Origin of the sequence: Lacticaseibacillus paracasei subsp. paracasei, from assembly GCF_000829035.1 — a bacterium.
In the GTDB taxonomy this organism is placed as follows: Bacteria; Bacillota; Bacilli; order Lactobacillales; family Lactobacillaceae; genus Lacticaseibacillus; species Lacticaseibacillus paracasei.
On the sequence record NZ_AP012541.1, the window covers coordinates 440,878 to 462,517 of the forward strand.

Below are 21,640 nucleotides of genomic sequence, written 5' to 3' on the forward strand. Positions count from 1 at the left end.
AGTTTACAATTCAAGTGCAACACCCTGACGACTAGACCATAAAGGCCATGAAGACCTATTCTTGTTAGTGCTAGCTAAACAAGAAAGCAGGAATCTTCATGACCCACTCTCAGACTAACACTCACAAGCATTACCAACAACTCAGTTTTAGCGACCGTGCTACAATTCAGGCCCTTCAGGCTGCTGGTGACACCGCGACCGTGATTGCACAGAAGCTTCATCGCAGTAAAGCGACAATCTCACGAGAAATCACGCGTGGATCTGTAACTCAGCTCGACTCGAAGCGTCACTCGCGTCAAGTCTATCTTGCGGAAACTGCCCAAGCCATGCACGACCGTAAACGCGATAGAACCGGTCACTACGCCTTTCTTAAGACCGGCCGTGCGTTCTTCAAGGCTCTCTCCAGGGAGCTTACTCGTAAGCCGCGCGTACACAGCGTTGATAGCTTCGTACACTTCTATCGCGACCAGGGCAAGGCTTGCCCTTCAACGACAACTGTGTATCGCTACATCGACGCCGGGCTGCTTGAGCTAGACAACATGACACTTCCCAAGAAGCTCCGACGCCGCATCAAAGGCTATAAGAACGCCCACAAGCGCAAGAATAAGAAGATATACGGCGACTCAATCGAGTTGCGTCCTGCGGCCGTGAATGACCGCACAGGCGTGGGACATTGGGAAGGCGACTTGGTCAAGGGTATTCGCTTAGCTGATGAGCCAGCATTAATGACGCTCACAGAACGGTACAGCCGGACTGAGATCATCGTCAAGATTCCTGACTATCATGCGGGCACCTGCCTTAAAGCCTTGCAGGACACGATCGACGACTACGGGGCCAAGGAATTTGAGAGTATCACTTTTGACAATGGTTCCGAGTTTGCCAAGTTATCAGAGATTGTTGGAACCCAGATTTACTTCGCACATCCGTACTCGCCTTGGGAGCGTGGCACAAACGAGAACGCCAATGGACTGCTTAGGGAATTCTTCCCGAAAGGGAAGTCTCTCAGAGCAGTTACCCTGGTTGAAATTCAAGCAGTCCAATCCGCACTGAACCATCGTCCCAGACGTATTCTGAACTATCTTCGCCCATGCGATTACTACCGATGCATGGCGTAACAGCCTAGACCACTATCAAGAATTCGTTATCATCGTTGCACTTGCCTTGAAAATTGAGGGACTAATAATCAGGTCTCGTTCAAATTGGGCGAAAGCCGAGAAAACGGTGAATATCAGTTTGCCGGTCGGTGTCTCGTCAATGAGACCAACATTCAGGATGTGTATCCCAACATGATGATCAAACAATGTCTGCATGACATCCAATGCTTCACGCGTATTTCGCGCAAAGCGATCTAACTTTGTCACGACCAAGATATCACCAAACTGCAACTTAGATAATAACTGTTTAAAAACCGGCCGACCCGTGGTCGTGCCGGTGTATTTTTCCTGATAAATTTCATCGACACCTGCTCTACGCAGTTCTTCTATTTGTGACTCAAGACGCTGGCCTTCAGTGCTGACGCGTGCATAGCCATATCTCATCAAAACACTCCTATCATCAAGGCCGAATTGTATCACAACTTGAAAGATTAGAGCCGAAAGCAAGAACTCCCAAAATTATAGCATAAAAATGTTTTATGGAAACAATTAGAATTAAATAACTATCGGTATTTATCGTTGAGGTTGTTTCTTATTTGTTATTAAGTGGACAAAAAGACTGGCTCTTAAGTGTCGAGTTGTAAGCGCAAGAACAATTGCAATGTCAGTGGCTAAAAGTTCACCTGAGAGGAGGGTAAAAATGTGACGAAGATGACAGCTAAAGTGGCGAGAACTGGGCATTTGTTCGCGGTCTTATTGATTTTGATGAGTATGTTAACAGGCTTAGTGACAAGTGGCAGTTCAGTTGTGACAGCCGCTGCTAACATTCGCCCAACCTATCAAACCGATGCTAATGGTACCTATCCGACAAATTCGTGGCAGGTCACGGGACAACAAAATGTAATCAATCAACGTGGCGGGGATCAAGTTTCAGGGTGGGATAACAATACAATATGGAATGGTGATGCGACTGATACCACGAATTCTTACCTGAAATTTGGTGACCCCAATAATCCGGATTATCAGATTCGAAAATATGCTAAAGAGACGAATACCCCCGGATTGTACGACGTTTATTTGAACGTCAAAGGCAATACACAGCAAAATGTGAAGCCTGTAGATATTGTCTTAGTTGTTGATATGTCTGGGTCAATGGAGTCAAAAAATAATGGCGGCACAGATCGAGCTGGTGCCGTTCGTACTGGCGTTAAGAATTTCTTGACTTCTATTCAAAACGCCGGTCTGGGTGATTACGTCAATGTTGGCTTAATTGGTTTTTCTAGTCCCGGTTATATCGGTGGCGGCAATAAAACCACTGGACCGGGTTATATTCACGTCGGATTAGGCAAAGCAGGAAATACCAGTCAGCAACAAGCGATTAATAGCGCATTGAGCCCAACTTTTAATGGTGGTACGTATACGCAGATTGGTTTGCGGCAAGGATCAGCCATGCTGAATGAGGACACCAGTGGCAATAAAAAGATGATGATTTTGTTAACAGATGGTGTGCCGACTTTTTCTGATAAGGTAAAAAATTCAGTGGTGGAAAACGGCACATTGTATGGCACTAACTTTGGAACCACCAGAGATGAACCCGGCTATACCGCAGAACTTAAAAATTCGTACATCGATAGTTCAGGTGATCGTATATATGATACTTGGCCAGCAACATTAGGTGAGGCTAAGAAGGCAAAAGATAGCGGTAATGTGGTGCACGCTTTAGGCATTCAACTGGCTGGCGACGACGGCTACTGGTCGGAAGGCTACATGTCAGACGAAGACGTGCGTCAAAATATGGAACTTATTCCCACTTCACCGGATCTATACGAAGATGCCGATAGTGCCGATGCCGTTGAGGCTTATTTGAATAATCAGGCAAAGGACATTGTCAAAAACTTTAATACTATCATTGACGGCACGATCACAGACCCGATTGGTACGCAATTTCAATATGCGAACAATCAGGCGACCGTTACGAGTGTCGGCAAGCAAACTGTGCCAGCAAGTGAGTTGCCAAGTGCGGCGATCCAAGATGGTCAATTGACGGTGAATCACATGAACTTGGGTCAGGATCAGGAAGTTCAAATCCATTATCAAGTCCGGATCAAAACAGAGGATGGTGGCTTCAAGCCTGATTTTTGGTACCAAATGAATGGTGAAACATTGTTGACACCAAAAGCGGGCGCTGCCGCTGTTGACTTTGGGATTCCTTCAGGCAGGGCACCAGCAACTACAGTTTATGTGCAGAAGCAATGGCGCCAGTTAAGCAATCAATCGTTACCGGATACGCTCAACGTCACGGTGCAGCGAAAAGTGGCTGACGGTTCGCTTGATCCAAATTGGCAACAGACCTTAGTCCTTAAAAAAGCTGATAACTGGAAAGCTAGCTTTACGGCACCTGCGTATAACAATCAGGGTCAAAGTTTTTCATATGTCGTTAAGAGTGAAGATGCCTCGGGAATTGATTTGAGTTCGTTTATCAGTTCTCAAAATATGGATTAGCAAACAGCAACGTTGACTTTGACAAATCAGCAGTATGGTTTTCAATTTCAGAAAAAAACAACCGATGGAACTGATTTATCAGCAGATCAGTTGAAGGCCATGCAGTTTAACTTAACCCAGTACAGCGATAACAGTTTTCAGCTGGCATCCAAAACCAACGCCATCACGTCAACGGATCTGCAGGCACTAGCGCCGGGGTATTACGGTATTCAGGAAGCTGCAGCACCTACAGGTTATCAACTTGATGGGACAACGTATCTTTTTCAGCTAACGTCTGATGGGCAATGGCAATACCATGGCACAAAGGACAATGTGACATCAGGGAGTGTTATTAATGGCCAGCAGACTTTGAATCCTGTTGGTGATAAGTCAGATGATTTTACGGTGACCGGGGATCACCAGCAAATTCTGACGCTAACGAAATATGATGAACCAAAGCCATCCATGACTTTGCGGGTCATCAAACAGGATAATCAAAGCCAATATCTTGCAGGTGCAGCGTTCACCCTGCAACCAAGTGCTGGCGAAGCTGAGACGATAACATCATCGGCGACATCTGAGGGACAAGCGTTTGCGACAAAATTAGTTGCAGATGGTACCTATACGATGTCAGAAACAAAAGCACCAGATGGCTATCAAAGCAATCCTGCAAAGATTGCCATTCAGGTAGCTACGACTGGTAAAGAGGCAACCGTCACGATTGACGGTGAGGCATTGAAGCCGGGCGAAAGTAAGAACGGATACACATTAGCGATTGATGGCAGCACGATCACTTTGCAGGCGATTAATCAGCCACTTGCAATTTTGCCACATACAGGTGGTCAGGGCTATCAGCGATTGCTTGGTATCGCACTGGGATTGATCAACGCAGCGTTCCTTTTATTACTGGTTGTTTTGATAAAGCGACGGGTGGTGAAGCAACATGACTAAATCCTTCCGTCCGTTAGTGATTTTGACCTTTTGCTTGGCACTACTAGTCAGTTTGGCAACGACAACGTTGCAGCAGACACAGGCGGCAACTGTGCCGACCACTGTTGATGTTGTGTTGCATAAGCTGTTGTTTAAAGATACCTTGCCAACTCAACAAGCAAATAACGGGACAACAAAACCCGACTTTTCGCAGGCAGATGTGCCGTTAAACGGTGTGACGTTCACAGTTTATGACGTGACCGCTGACTTTTGGCAGCTTGTCTCCAAAAATGGCGGTGCGATTGAAGCAGCACAAACGACGTTGAGTCAAGATAGCTATCAGCCTGCTAGCTCCAGCCTTATCGCACAGGTTGTGACGGCTGGTCAGGGAGAAGCGTACTTTGGCGATTTACCACTCCGACAGGGGCAGCATGCTGCGGTTTATCTTTTTAAAGAAACGGCGGCACCTAAGAATATTGAAGCCAGTCAGAATCTTGTGGTTGTCATGTCAAGCAACCTTCAACATGGGAATCAATCACGCATTGATTTATTTCCTAAGAACAAAATGGTAAGTCGTCACAGCGACGCCCCAAAAAAAGTTCCAAAGAAAACACGTCAATTGTTGCCACAAACGGGTGATACAGTTGCAGCTTGGCTTTCAACGCTCGGGTTGATAATTTTCGCGACAGTACTTGCTTTTAACATGAAAAAACAAAAAATTGATAATTAGGGAGAAAAGAATGAAAAAGACAATTGCCAAGAAAGTGCTGACATTAACCAGCACGATCCTAATGACATTACTGATGGTTCTCGGGTTTAATGGCACTCGGGTTCAAGCAGATACGAATGATACGACAACACAAAACGTTGTCCTTACTAAATACGGGTTTGAAAAAGATGTTACTGCCATTGATCGTGCGACTGATCAAATTTGGACCGGCGATGGTGCTAAGCCTTTACAAGGCGTTGATTTCACCATTTACAACGTGACAGCCAATTATTGGGCATCGCCTAAGGATTATAAAGGCAGTTTTGATAGTACTTCGGTTGTCGCAACCGGTACGACTAATGACGAGGGGCAACTAACCCAAGCATTGCCAACCCAATCAACAGATGCCAGCGGTAAGACTCGTGCTGCTGTCTATCTTTTCCATGAAACCAATCCGCGAGCTGGTTATAACACGTCTGCCGATTTCTGGTTAACCTTACCAGCCAAGGCAGCAGCCGACGGGAATGTCTATGTCTACCCAAAGAATGTTCAAAAGACCACCTATGAGCGCACTTTTGTTAAGAAAGATGCTGAGACTAAAGAAGTGCTTGAAGGAGCCGGCTTTAAGATTAGCAATAGTGATGGCAAGTTTTTGAAGTTGACAGATAAAGATGGTCAAAGCGTCAGCATCGGCGAAGGATTTATCGATGTATTGGCCAATAACTATCGATTGACGTGGGTTGCTGAAAGCGATGCTACTGTTTTCACGTCTGATAAGAGCGGTAAGTTTGGCTTAAATGGATTTGCTGATAACACCACAACTTACACGGCAGTTGAAACAAACGTGCCGGATGGTTATGATGCTGCTGCCAATACAGACTTTAAAGCTGATAATTCGTCTAGCGACATTCTAGATGCACCAAGCGGTATTCTGCCACACACTGGTGGTACTGGCACAGTCATTTTTGCGATTTTGGGCGTTGCCTTAATTGCATTTGGAGCAGTTGCCTATCGCAAGCGCCGCAATGGTTTCTAAAAAGTTAATAAGATAAATGAGTCAAGCAAGAGCGTCGATGGCGCTCTTGTTTTGATATGGCGAGGTAATCAGAGTGACAAAACGAACACGTCGACCTTTAGGCTTGATTGATATTGTGATTGGATGCCTTCTTTTAGCGGGTTTTGGTGTTTTATGCTATCCATTTGCAAGTGATGCTTACGTTTCTTACCAAAATCAGCAAGTCATCGACAGGTATCGACAACAAGAAGCGCGGAAGAATCAGATGGTGTTGCGGCGGGAATATAACGACTATCAGCAAAAAAATAAACAGTTGGCAGCAAGTCAGCAAGTGCCCGGCGTTGCCAGTTTTAATCATGCCGTTAATGATCAAGGAACCGCAAAAACAGCGGCCAAACGCAATCAGCAAATCTTGACTCGTCAGACAGTTGCTCAGTTGACGATTCCCAAAATTGGCCTTAGTCTGCCGGTTTTTGATCATACAAGCGATTGGCTTCTACAATTTGGCGCCTGTTTATTGGATGGTACAAGTTATCCAACTGGTGGTAAAAATACCCATGCTGTCATTTCAGCGCATCGTGGTGTGCCAAACGCTGAACTTTTTACCCGAGTACCAGCGTTAAAAAAAGGCGACAAGTTTTTTATTAGCATAGGCAATCATAAATTGGCTTACCAAATCTTTAAGCGCCAGGTTATTGAGCCAAGTGATACCCGGCAGCTAAGAATTGTGCCGGGACAGGATCTTGTGACCTTAATGACCTGCACGCCTTATATGATCAATTCTCATCGATTGTTGATAACGGGTCGCCGAATTCCTTACGTTAAGGCAGATGACGAGGCCTCAAGTTGGGCGGTTTGGTGGAACAAATTAAAGCTAATAGTCGCACTTTTAGGCGCGGTGATCATTTTAGGCCTGATCGGTTTCGTAATGCGCGGTTTGATGCTTGGCCGAAAGCATTATTTGCTGGAAGTACCGGCTGAAGCCACACAAGTCGTGGTGAAACGAGGTCGACATATACATTCTTTTAAATCAGATCAGACTGGGGTGACTGACATCAGCCTGCCTGGTAATCATTATCGAGTCGCAATTGTCACGCCACTTGGCCGGACTAAGTACAAGGCTTATGTCAAAAAAATTCGGGATAAAAAATTCACACTTAAACGATCTTGAGCGTACCTGTGTCATTAGATGACTCAGCAACTGGTCTATTTTTGGTATGGTGGGCTTTGACGGTGAGAGCATTCGCTACAGCAACTTGTGAATGATTTGGTATACTAAAGAAAACTTTAGTGATGCCAGATAGCAGCATATGAACGAGATCGGGTTCTGATCTGGGGAACGCGTTAAGGGGGCGAATGCTATGAAACAACTTGAGATCGCGCATTTGGACAAAGCTTTTGATCAGCAAGTTTTGTTTAAAGATGCCAGTTTCATGTTTAATCAAGGTAAAATATATGGCTTGTTAGGCCGTAACGGCTCCGGAAAGTCGACTTTATTTAATATGATTGTCCGCAACTTGCCACATGATCACGGGACGATTGCGGTTGATGCCGATGATGGTCGTGGGTTAATTACTGACTACGCAGATACAAGTGTGGGGATGGTATACACGCAACCGCACTTACCGGCGTTTATGACGGGGCTTGAATTTGTTAACTACTTTATGAGCATTAACCGAACGCGTCTTGAACAAGCACATTCGTCTGTGCAGGCGACCGATTTTTTCGAAATGGCTGGGTTGAGTCAGGCTGATGCGAATAAGCTTTTACGCGACTATTCTGAGGGAATGCGGAACAAGTTGCAGATTGTGGTATCGCTCATGCTAAGACCGCCAGTACTGTTGTTAGATGAACCATTGACAACAGTTGACGTGGTGGCGGCCCATGAGATGCAACAGTTGATTGTGGCGATGAAGGCGGAATCTGTGGTCATTTTTTCAACCCACATTATGCAGTTAGCCCAAGCTATTTGTGACGCTGTGGTGCTGTTGCATAACCAACAGTTGACAGAGCTTTCAGGCTTGGACATCCATAGTCAGGCGTTTGAGGATGCCGTGATTGCTCGGCTAAGTGACGAGGTGCGGGCCGATGGTTGAAGCGTGGCGTTATTACTGGTTTCAAGCGCAAGTTGATGCAACGACTATGGTGAATGGCCTGATTTATTTTATCCGGCGGCTCCCAATATTAGGTAAAAAGATACCGACTAAGTTATATCGTATGGGTGCCGTAAAAAGTTTGATTGCGATTATCATGAGCTGCTTAATGTTCATGATGAAGCCACTGATCGCAGTGCTTTTACTAGCGATGGATTTCTTAGTAGCCAATGCATACAACGATTTTATCCATCCGTTACCGACAACGTTCACATTTCGTGCGATGATCGCAGTGACGATCTATACGCTGGGTGGCCTACTGTTTCGGGGACTGGTCTTTCGTTATATTCCAGTTGATTTAAAAGCAATTAAATTAGCCGACTATTTTGTGCTCGATCGGCTTGCGTTGGCTCGTGGGCTGACGCGCATACAGCAAGTGATTGGCATCGTCCTTGGACCATTCTTACCGTTTTTTGGACTAACGATGATCACCCAAAATTATTGGATTTTATTCGTTGGTTTGGGCGTATCCGTTTTTAGTTGGTTCTGGCGCGGGTTTATCCCACGCTTGACTTGGTCGAACCACCGGCTGGGGATGATCGCACAAATTCTGTATTGGTGCGGGTTAGTGGGCGTGCCAATCGCGCTTGTGTTGACCGGCAAGCTTACACCATTCGTGACTGGGTTGTTTTCGCCAATAGGCTTGATCATTTGCTGGATTGGGGTTTTCGGGTTGTGGTGGTATCAGTACCGCTTCTCGAATGATATCCCACTGTTAATGGCATCGATTCAACAGTCTGTCATAACTTTGAACAAGGTGGCGGCAACACAGAAGCAACAATTTTTGGCAACTGGTACCGCGATGCAGAAAAAATTGACCCTTGATACGACGGTTTCGGTCAAAGTGAACCAGCGACTTGGCAATAACTATCTCAACGCATTGCTATTTGCACGCTACCGCAGTCAGTTATGGAAAAAATTGCGTACCCGCGTGTTATGGATTAGCGGCATTGGCATCAGCTGCTTGATTCTTTTAAAATTATTTGCGATTCACTCCGTGGGGGATTTGACCCCAATTTACGGCGCCTTGTTCTTCGTGATGTATCTGGCCTCGCTGGGCGGCCCGATTGTTCAGCTACTATTCGTTAACTGTGATTCGGCGATGCTCTTTTACCCATTTTATCGACAACCTAAAGCTGTTTTAAGCGGGTTTTTCTATCGATTTTGGCGGATCGTTCAGTACAACGCCGTGACAGGTGCGTTAATCTATGGCCTGTTACTTGCCCTTCAATTGGTGACACCAGTGCCGGATCACTTGAATTTCTATCTGGTTTTATTGTTAGAAGTTTGCGGGATGGTGTTGTTCTTTTCCTTTCATGATTTGTTTATCTATTACCTGCTACAGCCGTTTACGGAAGATATGGAAGTCGTGTCGCCGTTATATCGTATTTTATATTGGGCGATGTATTGGGTTGCGTGGGTGTTCACTCAGGTCCATCTTTCCGGCTACACTTATGCGCTTGCCATTGGGGTGATCACATGCATCTATGTGGTGGCGGGCACCATCGTGATTTATCGCGTGGCGCCTAAAACATTCCGTATTCGCTATTAAACATCGCTGTTAGATTGATGCTATCATCAATGTCAATCTGAGTTGATGGGACAAAGCTAAGCGGGTACTTTCAATGCCGATGAGTCGAGAAAAACTGATTTATCGGTATTTTTGTGTGGTTTTTTGGCCAGTTTGCACGGGCTACTTTTGATGAGCCTGATGCCGACAGCTGTTTGAACGTGTTGCAAGCGATTCCGCCAGCGGGTACAGTAGGCATAACGAAGGGAAATATTCTTTGAAAAGAATGCTAATTAGTTTCCATGAATAAATTGTTGTCAACAGGGAGGCAAATCTGATGCTAAGTGATGAAAGGCTTCGCGGGACAGTACTTGCAGTAGACGATGATATCGATATTCTAAGGATGTTGAATCGTTATTTTGCTGCCCGCCTTCCGACGTTTAACCTAATCACGGCCGAGTCAGGCGCCGGTGTGGTGCAACGGCTGACCAATAATCCTGATTTGATTTTGCTTGATGTCAACCTACCTGATACTGACGGCTTTTCGTTGGCGGAACGAATTCGGGCGATAACATCGGTACCAATTATTTTTCTGACCGCACGGGTGACTGATGAGGATAAAGTTCGTGGACTCGGTGCAGGCGGCGATGATTATGTGACGAAACCGTTCAGTCTTGCTGAACTTGGTGCCCGCATTAAGGCCCACTTTAGACGGGAAAGCCAACCGCAAAAACGTGCACGGATGGCGATTTTTGATCAGATTCTCATCGACTACCGCGCTAAACAAGTGTCAATTGGCGATCAAGTTTTAAGTCTTGAAAAGAAGCAATATCAACTAGTTGAGCTGTTAAGCCTGAATCCGGGGCAAGTCTTTAGTCGTGAACAGCTTTATGAAAAAATATGGGGTTATGACGCTCTTGGAGATGATCGAGTCATTACGGAACATATCCGCCGCATTCGACTTCTTTTTGATCGATATCAAGTAACCTCACCAATCGAAACCGTTTGGGGAGTGGGCTATAAATGGACAAGTTAAAGCAGCGCCTAACGCGTTTGCCAATAAAAAAAGCTTTGCTGCATCTGATTCTGATCGGCACAATTGCCGCTGCATTGGTGGTGTTGGTCTACTTGCTGATTTGGCATGTGGTGATGATGCCAATTGCAACTGCCTTGGCCAAGCGCTGGTTCATTGGCGGGATGAGCTTATACTTTGGTGGGGCAATTATTGGTAGTTTTGCCATGCTATACGCAGTCATGAATGTCACAGCCAGACTTTTTTATCGTGTGAAATTGGGGCCGCCGTTGGATCAACTACAATATGGTGTTACTCATATCCAGGCGCAGGATCTGGACTTCACGCTACAGCCGACATCTGATGATGAACTCGGTCAATTAGTAGCCGCGTTTGAGGAAATGCGCCAAGCATTACGCAAGGCGCTCGAAACCGCATGGCAATTGGCTGATGATCAAAAACAAGTCAACGCCGCGTTTGCTCATGATCTGCGGACGCCGCTAACTGTCTTGCAGGGAAATCTGGAATTGTTAACGTTCAATGAAGAAGGCCAGCCACCAGATCAACATTTACTAGACGAGATGCAGCGACAGCTTGATCGGATGAACAATTTTATCAAAACGATGAGTCATGTGACCTCTATTCAAAATATTCGGTTGAATCATCATGCAATCACAGAAGCACAGGTTGAACAACAGCTTCGTTCAGAAGTGGATAAATTACCAACAGCTAAGACGATTGACTGGCAAGTTGATAGCACACGGTTGACAGACAACAAGTTATCGGTTTCGCCAGACGCTATCCTTGAGGTGTTTGATAACCAGATCAATAATGCCCTCCGGTTCGCTAAGACAAAGGTGGGGATTCATCTCACCTTCAATGACCAGCAAATCACCTTGCAGGTTTGCAACGATGGCCAGCCATTAACGGCAACTGAGCAACGCAAGGTCAAATTGCCTTATTTTTCAAATGATAAAGCAGCGCATCACCTTGGCGTGGGCATGTATATCTGCAATCAACTATGTGCAGCACATCGCGGTTACTTTAAAATTCAAAACCGTGAACATGCGGCGGGTGTCTGTACGACAGCGGTTTTCGGCTATTTTGACGGCAGCGCCAAAAGCTAATGTTACCAACGACGTCAGACAAATGCTGAAAAAAAGCATTGTTGTCAAAATCTTGTGAATTGCTTGTTAAGGTCTCCTTGTAAGCTAAAGGAGGCTTTTTTCATGGAAAAGATTAACATCGAAGGGCTCACCAAACGCTATCGCGGCAAGGCGGCGCCGGCGCTTGATCAAGTATCGCTAGAAATTGAGACGGGGATGTACGGGCTGTTAGGCAAAAATGGTGCTGGTAAATCAACCTTGATGAAAATTCTGACCACGCTGGAGCAGCCGACAGCAGGTACGGTTGAAGTCTGCGGGGTGCCGATCAAAGCGGCAAAAGCGATTCGTCAACAAATCGGCTATTTGCCGCAAAGATTCGGCTTTTACACCAACATGCGAGTCGTCGATGCCATGACTTATCTTGCGGTATTAGCCAATGTCCCAGCACGGGATCAATCTCAGCGAATTCAACATCTGCTCGAAGAGGTTCATTTAGCAGACAAGGCCCGCACTAAAATAAAAGCTTTGTCTGGCGGCATGTTGCAACGTTTGGGGATTGCACAGGCGCTCGTCAATCGTCCAAAAGTTTTAATCGTCGATGAGCCAACTGCTGGTTTAGATCCAGAAGAACGCATTCGCTTCCGAAATTTGCTGACAGATTTTGCAAATGAGCGCATCGTTCTTCTATCGACGCATATCGTGTCAGACATTGAGGCAACGACCAATACGATCGGAATTCTTGATCAAGGCCGGCTTTTGTTCAATGGCACAACCGATCAACTCCTATTGGCGGCAAATGGCCACGTGTTTGAAAAAGAAGTGCCAGTGGCAAAGTTAAACGAGTTTAAACGGCATCGTCGGATTACTGAGCAAGTAACGGATGGGACAATGGTTAAGTTGAGATTTTTAGCTGCCAGTCAGATCAATACCAGTGCGCAAGTTCTGCCAACGTTGGAGGAGGCTTATCTATATTTGCAGATGAAGCATGAGGAGGCCTTCTTATGAAACTATTTTGGATGGAGGTCAAACGGCAAACAACGGGCCGGACTTTTACGATTTATACCTTATTAGTGATGGCATTTGTGTTGTTAAATATGTGGCCAATGCTCGCACGAAACGTGACGGCGTTGCCGACATCAACTAATAGCTACGACGATATCACAGCAACCGACTTCCAGACGCGCAAAACAAACGGCGTTGGCCAGTTACGATACGACTATCAGCACAATACTTACGTCACGTATCCCTTGGGGTTTGCAAAAACAGTGACACTACCAAAGGCAGATCAGGCCCGCGTTCGTAGTTTACTGACACAAGCCAACCAAGCAGAGACACAAGCCACATTGGTGAAAGCACTGGGACAGGTGGACAGGTTGATTGGCGGACAATCGGCTTACAGTTCACAGAACATTCAGGGGTTTGCGTCGCGACCGATGACAAAAGCCGAGGCACGGCAAGATCACAATCTGATTCTCAAAAAAGACCGTATCAGTGGTACCTTTGCACGACTATTTGCCGATTACGCCGGTATTGTCATGGGAATTCTACCCACCGTTGTCGTCATCGCTTATTGTTATGCTGATCGTCGAAGTCGTGCAACGACAAGTCTGCAATCGAAAATGACCAGTACTTGGCGACTAGTAGGCAGTCGATACTTAGCAAGTCTCGTGACACTTTTGATGCCGATTTTTTTGATGGGAATCGTCTTAACCATTCAAATCGCTCTGCATTATCAAGGGTATCAAATCGATTATCTCGTGTTCTTCAAAATGACCGGACTGTGGTTATTGCCAACAGTGATGGTTAGCAGCGCAGTGGGTTTTTTAAGTGATGCGCTTTTTGGCAATTTTCTCGGATTCGTGGTGCAGATTGGTTGGTGGTTGAGCACGATGATGATTGGTGCGCGGCAAGTTGCTGGCAATTATGGCTGGTTGCTGATACCGCGACATAATTCACTGCATAACGTTGCCTACTATGAGGCTCATCTACCAGAATTACTGTTTAATCGGTTAACCTATGCCGCGCTCGCCATTGGTTTTATTTGCTTAGCCGTGGTGTTGTTAAATCTTCAACGAGGAGGAAAATTTCATGCCATCAACTTTGAAACGCTTGGTCGGGTTAGAACTCAAAGCCAACGAGTGCAGCACTAGTTTGATCGTGCTTGGGTGTGGCCTGCTCATGCCGGTTGTTTTTACGATGACGCCAAGCAACTTAGCGCAGGCCGTCATGCCGGGCGAGTTGTTTCTGCCACTGCTGACCATTTTTGCTTTTGGCAGTCTGTTTTTACCAGAACAAACGGTCGAGATTGGCGCAGTCATTAATAGCAAGCAAACGCAACTATGGTGGCTTTATCTGTTGCGATTCATTTGGTATGCGGTGGTACTGGCGATGCTGGCCACAGTATTGATCGGCGTTTATGCTTTTTTAAATGTTGGGGTCAATCTGCTCATACTTTGGTTCGACTTTGTCGTCAAAATTTTGTTAGTTGGGAGCATCACGGTTTTGAGTTACAGCTTATCGCGATCGCTGGCAGTCGCGTATCTCTTGCCAACAGCGTATTTTGCATTGTGTATCGGTTATCGCTATTTAGGCGCGGTGAATATCATGACGTTTATGCGTCATCGGGCAGTGTCTGACAACTGGATTCAGTTGCTGCTAGCTGGACTTTTTTCAGCGATCAGTTTTCTGAGTTTGAAAAGTCGACCGGTTCGGGGATGACAGGGAAAAAGTTTGACAGCTAGTTGGTGCTTTAGTGCTCGAGATTAGTGGTGGTAAGGCGGCGATTGGAAATTGTGCGATAGACAGGCAAAGAGCTCCATGCCGGTTGCTGCTGGCATGAAGCTCTTTGTTAATGTTTGTTGATTCGGTGATTTGTCCTGATGCTGCTAACTGGCTAATTAGTTGCAATTAGTTTTTTTTATGTTTCTTTTTGCTCATCAGGCCGATGCTTAGCGCAAAGACCATACCAAGGAGGGCGATGCCTAGAGCTTGCAACCAATGACTGTTTTGCATCCCCATTGGTGGTAGGGCTTTGGCAGCTGCTTTAGTTGAATGGACTGATTTTGCCAGTGTTTTTTCTTTTGACTCTTTTTGTTTGAGAGCCGACGTTTTTTGATCCAAAGGCGAGGCGGATTCCGCATCCTTAACCGTTTTTGCTTTGAGACCTTTTTGAACAATAAGGATTGTGTCATCCTCTTTTTCAACTATATTAGATTTCGGATCTTTTTGACGCGTCTTGCTGATGGTTTCCTCGTCATCAGTCACTTTGGATTTCGGATTTTTCTCGATAGCAGTCGGATTATCCTGGTTATCTTTGTCCGACTTTTGGTCGATTACTTTTTGATCAACGTTCGGTTGGACGGGATTGTCTTCGGTTGAAGACGTTGGTTTAGTTGCTTCAATCGAAATAGTAGGTTCGTCGGGTTGCAATGTTGCGTCTGTTGACGAATCCGTGGTGTTAGGGTGATTGGTTGCATGGTTTGAGCTCTCGACTTCAGTTTTAGTCAGCGTGTTTTGGCCAGATGTTGTCGTTGCAGTGCCGAACTCCGCTGTATCGTCGCTTGTTTTAGCCGGTGCGATGGTCTCAGACGAAAACTTCTTGTCGTCAGTTGCTGGTGTCACGGTTGTTTTCGAGGTGTCGATTTGGCTGTTTTGCTCACTTCCCGTTGTGAGTGTTTCGACCGGTGATCCAGTGGTTGTGTTGTCACTTGATGGGGTTGCCTTTGGATCAATTTTGGACTCAGCAGCAGAATCTTTGCCAGCCTGTGAGTCACTGACGGATGTTTCCGCGATATCGGGGTGATGGCTCTCGGTGTTTTCGACATCGACGCTTTCCGTTGTGGCTTCCGGCGCTTTGTCAGCAGTTGGTGAGGCTGTGGCTGGCGTGATGTTGGAATTAACGGCACGATCTTTGTCAATTGCTGGGTCAGTGACAGGCGACTCGGTATCAGTGGACTTATGGCTTTCGACTTTTTCGACTCCGATAGTTTCCGTGACCGTTTCAATGGCCTTGTTATCAATTGATGCGATTGTCGTTGCGTCCATTTCCGACTTAACGGAATTATCTTCGCTTGCCTTCGGGTCTGCGGCAACTGTTGCAGTGGTACCAGCTGCAGCCTCTCGATTGTCTTCGGCTTTAGCCTCTTCCACGGTTGTTTCATCGATGTTGTCTTCGTTTGGAGTGATTGCTGATGTGTCCGATTCTGACTTAATGGCACGATCCTCGTCTGTTTTCGGGTCTGAAACGGTTGGTTCGACATCATCGGATTTGTTACTTTTATCATGTTCACCTTTGGCGTCTTCCGCGACTGTTTCACCGACCTCGGTTTTACTTGGCGCGGCTGCCTCTGATTCAATTTCTGACTTAGTGGCACGATCTTTACTCGGTTTCGGATGAGTGACCGTTGTTTCAACCACATTGACTTGATTGTCTTTTTCATCTTCGGTTGGTGTGTTTTCCTTTGTTATTTCAGTGGCTGTGGCCGTGTTGCTGCTTGGCGCGGTTGCCACTGATTCAATTTCTGATTTAACGGTACCTTCATTGTCATCTTCTGTGTCGGTAACAGCTGATTCAACAGTATCGGTTTTATTACCCTTATCATCTTTGACATCGGCATGTTCCTTTGCAGTCCCAGAAGATGTCGCCGTGTTATCACGTGGCGCGATGGCTGTTAAATCTATTTCGGACTTTACACCACTGTTTTTGGCCATAGTCGGGGCGATATTCGTTTCAGCAGAATCAGATTTACTGCCTTTATCATTTTCGGCTTTGCTATCTTCCATGGCTGCTTCAACAGCTTTGTCGTTACTTTGCGAACTTGCAGCTGGATCGATTTCTGGCTTAACGGCACTATTTTTGTCAGTCGTTACATCAGTGATAGCCGGTTGGGTGTTGGCGGATTGATGACCTTCTTTTTCAGCAATTTTATCGTTTTCTATGGCCGCTTCAACAGCTTTGTCGTTACTTTGCAAACTTGCGGCTGGATCGGATTTAGGTTGAATAGCACTATCTTTGCTTGTCGTGAGGTTTGTGGCAGTTGGTTCGTCGTCATCAGTTTTATTGCCTTTGTCCTCATTGACTGTGGTTTCTGTTGCGGTCTCAACTACTTGACTGTCAGGTAGTGAGGTCGCTGTTGGATCAACTTCCGACTTAGTGGGGCTCTCTTTGTCCATCGTCGGATCAGTGTCAGTAGGGGCAGTGGTTCCTGGTGTGTTGTCTTTGGTGTTTGTTGCTTCAGTGGCTTCGGCGTCAGAATCAACGCCCTTAGCGTGATTCGGCATCGTTGTGGTTGCATTAGGACTGTTATCAACTGGATTTTCATCAACAGCTGTTGTTACTGATGCTGGTGTGTTTGTTGCCGTGTCATCGTTTCCGTCACTTTGAGCTTCCTTTGATGTATCTATTTCGACAACGGGGTTACTTGTTTCAACCTTGCTGTCTTCCGGATTGACCATCGTTGGTTCGGTGCTTGGCGTCACCTCAGTTTTTTCATCGCTGGATGATGTTGTGATCGGTGCTTCACCTGCATTATTCTTGGGTGTTTGATCTTCTTGTTCAGGAGTAATTTCTAGTTCATCCAAGGATTCTTCCTTGAAAAGTTTTGGTGTCTTAGTGACGTTGAACGTTTTCGTTACCGTGTTGCCAACTTGATCAACTGCCTGTAGGGTAATGATATTGAGGCCATCGGTTAATTGATAGGTTTCGTCAAACGATGCTGCACCATATGGGTTGTACCCGTTTGTAAGTTGATTCGGCGCGGCCGAAGATTGATGTGCATTAAAACCCGCCAGATTTTGCTGCGTGAAGATGTTGTTACCATTGCTATACAAACGATAGCCGCCGATATTGTCAGTCACACTCCCCTTAATTGAAAAAGTGTCAGCGTCCGTGGTGACAAGGTAGGTTCCATCATCGTCAATTTTCATCGAATCAGCATCTGAAAGCTCCAGTGTCGGCAAGGTTGTATCCATATAAAGCAACAGGAAGCCGCCATTGGTCTTCTCTTTACCGTCTTTATCGAGAGTTGTGAGGACATAGCCAATATTCCGCTCCTCAGTCGGGTTGCATGGCATGGTCATACTGAAGGAACCATCTGCTGCAAACGTCACTTCATTTTGAGGATCATTTTGTCTCGGGGTGACAAAAATGCGTAACTTACTGTTTTTCGGATCAGATACCTTGCCACGAAGCGTGAGGGTCTTAAGCTTGGCGTCATAGAAAGTGCTGGCGCTGTCAATGCCTACCAATGTTCGTTTGTTGTTGTTCAGGTCAAGGAAAGCAATGCCGTTGATGAACTTTCCCTTTGTGGTGATTGGTTTTGAATAGTCGGCACCCGAAATCACCTTGGCACGGCCCATCACGGTAGCTTCGTCATCAAACGGGTCGGTTTTAGTCTTTTCGTTAGAGTATCCAGTGTATTTTTTGGAAGTGAAGATGACGAACTCAGCAATACTAGGTGATTGAATGAAATCACCAAACCCATCTCGGGCTAATGCAGTGATGCTAAGGCGGGCATAAGGATACCCAGTCGCATCAACTTTAAAAGTGACTGTCCCGGTCGTTTTATCAAGATTTCCTAAATAATCGCGTCCACTTTTACTGTCAGTCGCGGTGACGATAAAATCTTGTCCCGCGGGCACCATCGCTTGAACCGTATAGATGCTGTCTTTGGTTGCCGCTTGGTAGAGGCCATCTGGTCGGATGATGTTATCAGTGCCAATTGGAAGCGACCAGCGTACTTGCGGCCAAATGAATGGCGGATCAACTTCCTTATTTTCACCATTGATTGCTTGAATGGAAGCTTCAGAACGATTACCTGCGAGGTCTGTGATGGTCAGCATGAGCTTGCCATCTCCTTTTTTCAGAAGGACAAGCTGTTCATCGCTGAGCTGATAACTTACCGTTCCTGAGGTTGATTGATTGTCGTGATTTAAAGGAACACCATAGGTTGCGGAACCAATGGTGAGTTTGGCTTGACTATACGCGGTGAAACCCACGCCTTGGTCGCTATAGTCAGCCGTTAGCTTGCCGTCTGAGTAAGCCAAATTGGACAGCGTTGGTTTAATCGTATCGACGGCCACTGGTAAGCTCATGGTTTGCATGTTATTTTCGCCTGGTGTATAGGTCATACCGATCAGACGATAGGTGTAAATACCATCCTTTGCAGGCACCATTTTACCGGTGGTTTGATCATAGACTTGACCGTCCCATTTGAGCTTATCAGGATTCAGAAACATTGAGATTGATTTGGCAAGATCAGCATTGGTAGTGCTGCCGACCTCAAGGAAAGACTTGGTGGTGTCAGTTTCTTGATCAATGACCCGCATTACTTTGTCATCTTGATCTAAAATCTGTGCAATCACTTGTTTAAGATTTTGCTTGGTGAAGACATAGGGGGTGATGGTGTCAGAAATGCCATCGCCATTTGGTGAAAAAGCGACTTTGGTGTTCTGAACTTTGGCCCCAATCGTTTGCCAAGTGAAACCATTCGTCGGGTTATTGACTAGCTCGCTCAGCGATGTTGGATCGGTAATGCCTAATGGATTGTGGTTGTTATCGACAAGGTAGCCACCTTTAAAGATACTGCCTTCTTCGTTTGCGGGCTTGTCGAACACGGCCTCATCATTGGTGGAACCGTAATATCCCATGTAAGGAACCGAAATGGATTGACGGTCATCGGCGGCTTTGAATTTGATAAAGCCTTCTACCACTTGATTTAATTTAACCGTGTCATCAAGCGAAAGGGTAAAGGTGATCTTTTTGGATGCCCCGGCATCAAGCGTGAAAGTTGGCGTAGCAGTTGTGAGGGTGGCACCAGGCAATGTGCGATCATGAACGGTTTTGTTGTTGGCGGTGTCAATCACTTCGGTAGCAGGTTGGCCAAGATCAAGCGTGTACGTTTGCTGATCGGTACCGCGATTTTCCAACGTAATGACGAATGATTTGCTACCGGTGAATTGTTGTAATGAAACAGAACCGGCATCATCGGTGCCTTCTGCACTGACCGTCAAATTTGCAGCTTTCGCAACATCGATTTGACCTGCACCTTGACGTCGAGGAGAGATGATTTGTCCAGGGTAATTGATATCGAGTATTGGGTTAGCGGCATTCATCAAGGCTAGTTTCACTGCCTTTACGAGTTGCGCACCAGTTAAGTTTGTACTGCGTTTCAGATTTTGCATCACCAGTAAGCTGGCACCGGTAACATAGGCATTTGCCTGTGAAGTGCCGCTCACTTTTCCAAGTCCATCATTCAGTAAGGTAGAGGCAACTTTTTCACCAGGTGCTGTGATATCGGGTTTTAATTTGTAGGATGCTGTTGGTCCCCATGAAGAAGCGGATATCAAAGCGGCCTTAGGATCCAGAACATCGTTTCCGGCAGCAACCGCCATAGCTGATGGCGTTGCGCTAGGTGTAGTCAAAGTTGAAGCATTGGCAGGGTGATAACTGGTTGTGATTCCATTTGAAGCGGACTTGTCGTAAATACCACCGGCGTGACCATTATTGCCGGTAGCTACTGTCACAAAAACACCATGATCGGTTGCAAATTTAATGGCTGCCTGTCCTTCAGCGGTAGGATCATCAACATCGACGCCCATGCCAAAGGAGATATTGATGGCATTCGCACCTAAGTCCACTGCATCATAGATGGCCCGCGCGGCATTATTGAGTGAGTCAGAACTGGACTTGCCTAGTATTTTCATACTGAGAAGTTGGGCTTCCGGCGCAATTCCAGTTACATATTTCTTTGAATCACTAGGTTGACCATTAGCAGCGATGATACCAGCGAGATGTTGACCGTGATTACTCGTGTCAAATTTTAGATTTTCGTTGACGTTATTGGTGTAATCGTAAAAGAATGGGATCTTTTCATTGACATAATCGCCATAGCCATGACTTGCAGTGAATGCTTTGACTTGATCCTCTGAAAGTGCAGCCGTTTTGGCATCGCTGAGTCGAAAGTCTGGATGTGGCTCAACACCTTGATCAATAACGGCTGCCACCATGCCTTGACCCTTGATATTTTGATCCCAGAGCGGTTGAACATTGCCTTTAGTTAGACTGGCTTTGTTTTCTGGGTTGGATGTTGGGGCTGGTTTTGCAATTGGAGCTGGTTTTGCTGGGGCTGCTGGCGCCTTTTGTGCGGGCTGGCTAACTGTTTTTTGAGCAGTTTTGGTATTGGTTGTTGTCGGGGTGGAGGGGGTGACCGATGTCGTTTGAGTAGGTTGTTTTGCCTTAGCTGATGCTTCTGGTTTAGCCTGTGACGCTACTGGTGCTGGTGTAGCAGGTTTCGCAGTGGCTGTAGGCGCGGAACTTGCATCTGTTGTTGTTGGGGTGTCGGCTGAGGACGTTACTTGTCCAGTGGTCGTGGATGCTGGCTTGCTGACGGGTGAGTCAGCCGATGCCGCGTCTGGCGCTGCTTGATTAGATTTTGTTTGGGTTGTCGTTGGTGGGGTAGTGGCATCAGCAGAAACACCTTGAGCAGGTTGCATCATCAGAAAACTCGCTGCACCAAAAGTCACGATGGCACTGTAGACCCAGTGTCGCCCTGACTTATACATTTTGTAGCGGCGCTTTTCCTGTGAAAATGGCTTGACTCTGTTCATTTTTATTTCCTCCAATGGTATTTA

The 21,640-nt window shown here is 46.2% G+C and carries 12 protein-coding genes and 2 pseudogenes; 12 read left to right on the forward strand and 2 right to left on the reverse strand.

The annotated features are described in order from the left end of the window. The first annotated feature begins 98 nt into the window (after positions 1-98). Positions 99-1,115, forward strand: coding sequence for an IS30 family transposase (locus LBPC_RS02145; protein WP_041091378.1), 1,017 nt, complete (start codon positions 99-101; stop codon positions 1,113-1,115). Between the two features lie 60 nt (positions 1,116-1,175). On the opposite strand, the pseudogene LBPC_RS02150 reads toward LBPC_RS02145, so the two are convergent. Then, positions 1,176-1,538 (reverse strand): annotated as a pseudogene (locus LBPC_RS02150) (recombinase family protein); the annotation flags it as partial. 258 nt (positions 1,539-1,796) lie between these two features. On the opposite strand from LBPC_RS02150, the pseudogene LBPC_RS02155 reads away from it, so the two are divergent. From LBPC_RS02155 to LBPC_RS02205, 11 genes and pseudogenes are all read left to right on the forward strand, one after another. Beyond that, a pseudogene (locus tag LBPC_RS02155) lies at positions 1,797-4,526 on the forward strand (SpaA isopeptide-forming pilin-related protein). Next, positions 4,519-5,235 (forward strand): pilin N-terminal domain-containing protein, encoded by a 717-nt coding sequence (locus LBPC_RS02160; protein ID WP_003661614.1) that lies wholly within the window; start codon positions 4,519-4,521, stop codon positions 5,233-5,235. Before LBPC_RS02155 ends, LBPC_RS02160 begins: the two are co-directional and overlap by 8 nt. A gap of 10 nt (positions 5,236-5,245) precedes the next feature. Beyond that, complete coding sequence (locus LBPC_RS02165; RefSeq protein ID WP_003661615.1) at positions 5,246-6,250, forward strand: SpaA isopeptide-forming pilin-related protein; 1,005 nt, start codon at positions 5,246-5,248, stop codon at positions 6,248-6,250. 73 nt (positions 6,251-6,323) lie between these two features. Then, positions 6,324-7,400, forward strand: coding sequence for a class C sortase (locus LBPC_RS02170; protein ID WP_016365381.1), 1,077 nt, complete (start codon positions 6,324-6,326; stop codon positions 7,398-7,400). A 190-nt stretch (positions 7,401-7,590) separates the two neighbouring features. Beyond that, on the forward strand, positions 7,591-8,325 hold the full coding sequence (locus LBPC_RS02175; protein ID WP_003573657.1) for an ABC transporter ATP-binding protein: 735 nt from the start codon (positions 7,591-7,593) through the stop codon (positions 8,323-8,325). Further along, on the forward strand, positions 8,318-9,934 hold the full coding sequence (locus LBPC_RS02180) for a hypothetical protein (protein WP_003661619.1): 1,617 nt from the start codon (positions 8,318-8,320) through the stop codon (positions 9,932-9,934). The genes LBPC_RS02175 and LBPC_RS02180 overlap by 8 nt, the downstream gene beginning before the upstream one ends. Positions 9,935-10,229: 295 nt before the next feature. Continuing rightward, positions 10,230-10,928, forward strand: a complete 699-nt coding sequence (locus tag LBPC_RS02185; RefSeq protein ID WP_003661621.1) for a response regulator transcription factor — start codon at positions 10,230-10,232, stop codon at positions 10,926-10,928. Beyond that, positions 10,916-12,031 (forward strand): HAMP domain-containing sensor histidine kinase, encoded by a 1,116-nt coding sequence (locus LBPC_RS02190; RefSeq protein WP_003661623.1) that lies wholly within the window; start codon positions 10,916-10,918, stop codon positions 12,029-12,031. Before LBPC_RS02185 ends, LBPC_RS02190 begins: the two co-directional genes overlap by 13 nt. Positions 12,032-12,133: 102 nt before the next feature. Beyond that, entirely contained in the window at positions 12,134-13,015 is an 882-nt protein-coding gene (locus tag LBPC_RS02195) for an ABC transporter ATP-binding protein (RefSeq protein ID WP_003661624.1), read from the forward strand. Beyond that, complete coding sequence (locus LBPC_RS02200; RefSeq protein WP_003661625.1) at positions 13,012-14,160, forward strand: ABC transporter permease; 1,149 nt, start codon at positions 13,012-13,014, stop codon at positions 14,158-14,160. The genes LBPC_RS02195 and LBPC_RS02200 overlap by 4 nt, the downstream gene beginning before the upstream one ends. 28 nt (positions 14,161-14,188) lie before the next feature. Beyond that, the gene (locus LBPC_RS02205) at positions 14,189-14,728 is read left to right on the forward strand and encodes a hypothetical protein (protein WP_003661627.1); all 540 of its coding nucleotides are present in this window, start codon (positions 14,189-14,191) and stop codon (positions 14,726-14,728) included. A 189-nt stretch (positions 14,729-14,917) separates the two neighbouring features. Here LBPC_RS02205 and LBPC_RS02210 read toward each other — a convergent pair whose 3' ends face one another. Then, positions 14,918-21,616, reverse strand: coding sequence for a S8 family serine peptidase (locus tag LBPC_RS02210; RefSeq protein ID WP_003661628.1), 6,699 nt, complete (start codon positions 21,614-21,616; stop codon positions 14,918-14,920). Between the last annotated feature and the right edge of the window lie 24 nt (positions 21,617-21,640).

What these genes read in the sequence shown, in the direction of transcription:
- LBPC_RS02210 (WP_003661628.1), bottom strand. Translation starts at nt 21,616, where the DNA reads ATGAACAGAGTCAAGCCATTTTCACAGGAAAAGCGCCGCTACAAAATG.
- LBPC_RS02180 (WP_003661619.1), top strand. Translation starts at nt 8,318, where the DNA reads ATGGTTGAAGCGTGGCGTTATTACTGGTTTCAAGCGCAAGTTGATGCA.
- LBPC_RS02165 (WP_003661615.1), top strand. Translation starts at nt 5,246, where the DNA reads ATGAAAAAGACAATTGCCAAGAAAGTGCTGACATTAACCAGCACGATC.
- LBPC_RS02175 (WP_003573657.1), top strand. Translation starts at nt 7,591, where the DNA reads ATGAAACAACTTGAGATCGCGCATTTGGACAAAGCTTTTGATCAGCAA.
- LBPC_RS02205 (WP_003661627.1), top strand. Translation starts at nt 14,189, where the DNA reads ATGCCGGTTGTTTTTACGATGACGCCAAGCAACTTAGCGCAGGCCGTC.
- LBPC_RS02200 (WP_003661625.1), top strand. Translation starts at nt 13,012, where the DNA reads ATGAAACTATTTTGGATGGAGGTCAAACGGCAAACAACGGGCCGGACT.
- LBPC_RS02185 (WP_003661621.1), top strand. Translation starts at nt 10,230, where the DNA reads ATGCTAAGTGATGAAAGGCTTCGCGGGACAGTACTTGCAGTAGACGAT.
- LBPC_RS02195 (WP_003661624.1), top strand. Translation starts at nt 12,134, where the DNA reads ATGGAAAAGATTAACATCGAAGGGCTCACCAAACGCTATCGCGGCAAG.
- LBPC_RS02145 (WP_041091378.1), top strand. Translation starts at nt 99, where the DNA reads ATGACCCACTCTCAGACTAACACTCACAAGCATTACCAACAACTCAGT.
- LBPC_RS02160 (WP_003661614.1), top strand. Translation starts at nt 4,519, where the DNA reads ATGACTAAATCCTTCCGTCCGTTAGTGATTTTGACCTTTTGCTTGGCA.
- LBPC_RS02190 (WP_003661623.1), top strand. Translation starts at nt 10,916, where the DNA reads ATGGACAAGTTAAAGCAGCGCCTAACGCGTTTGCCAATAAAAAAAGCT.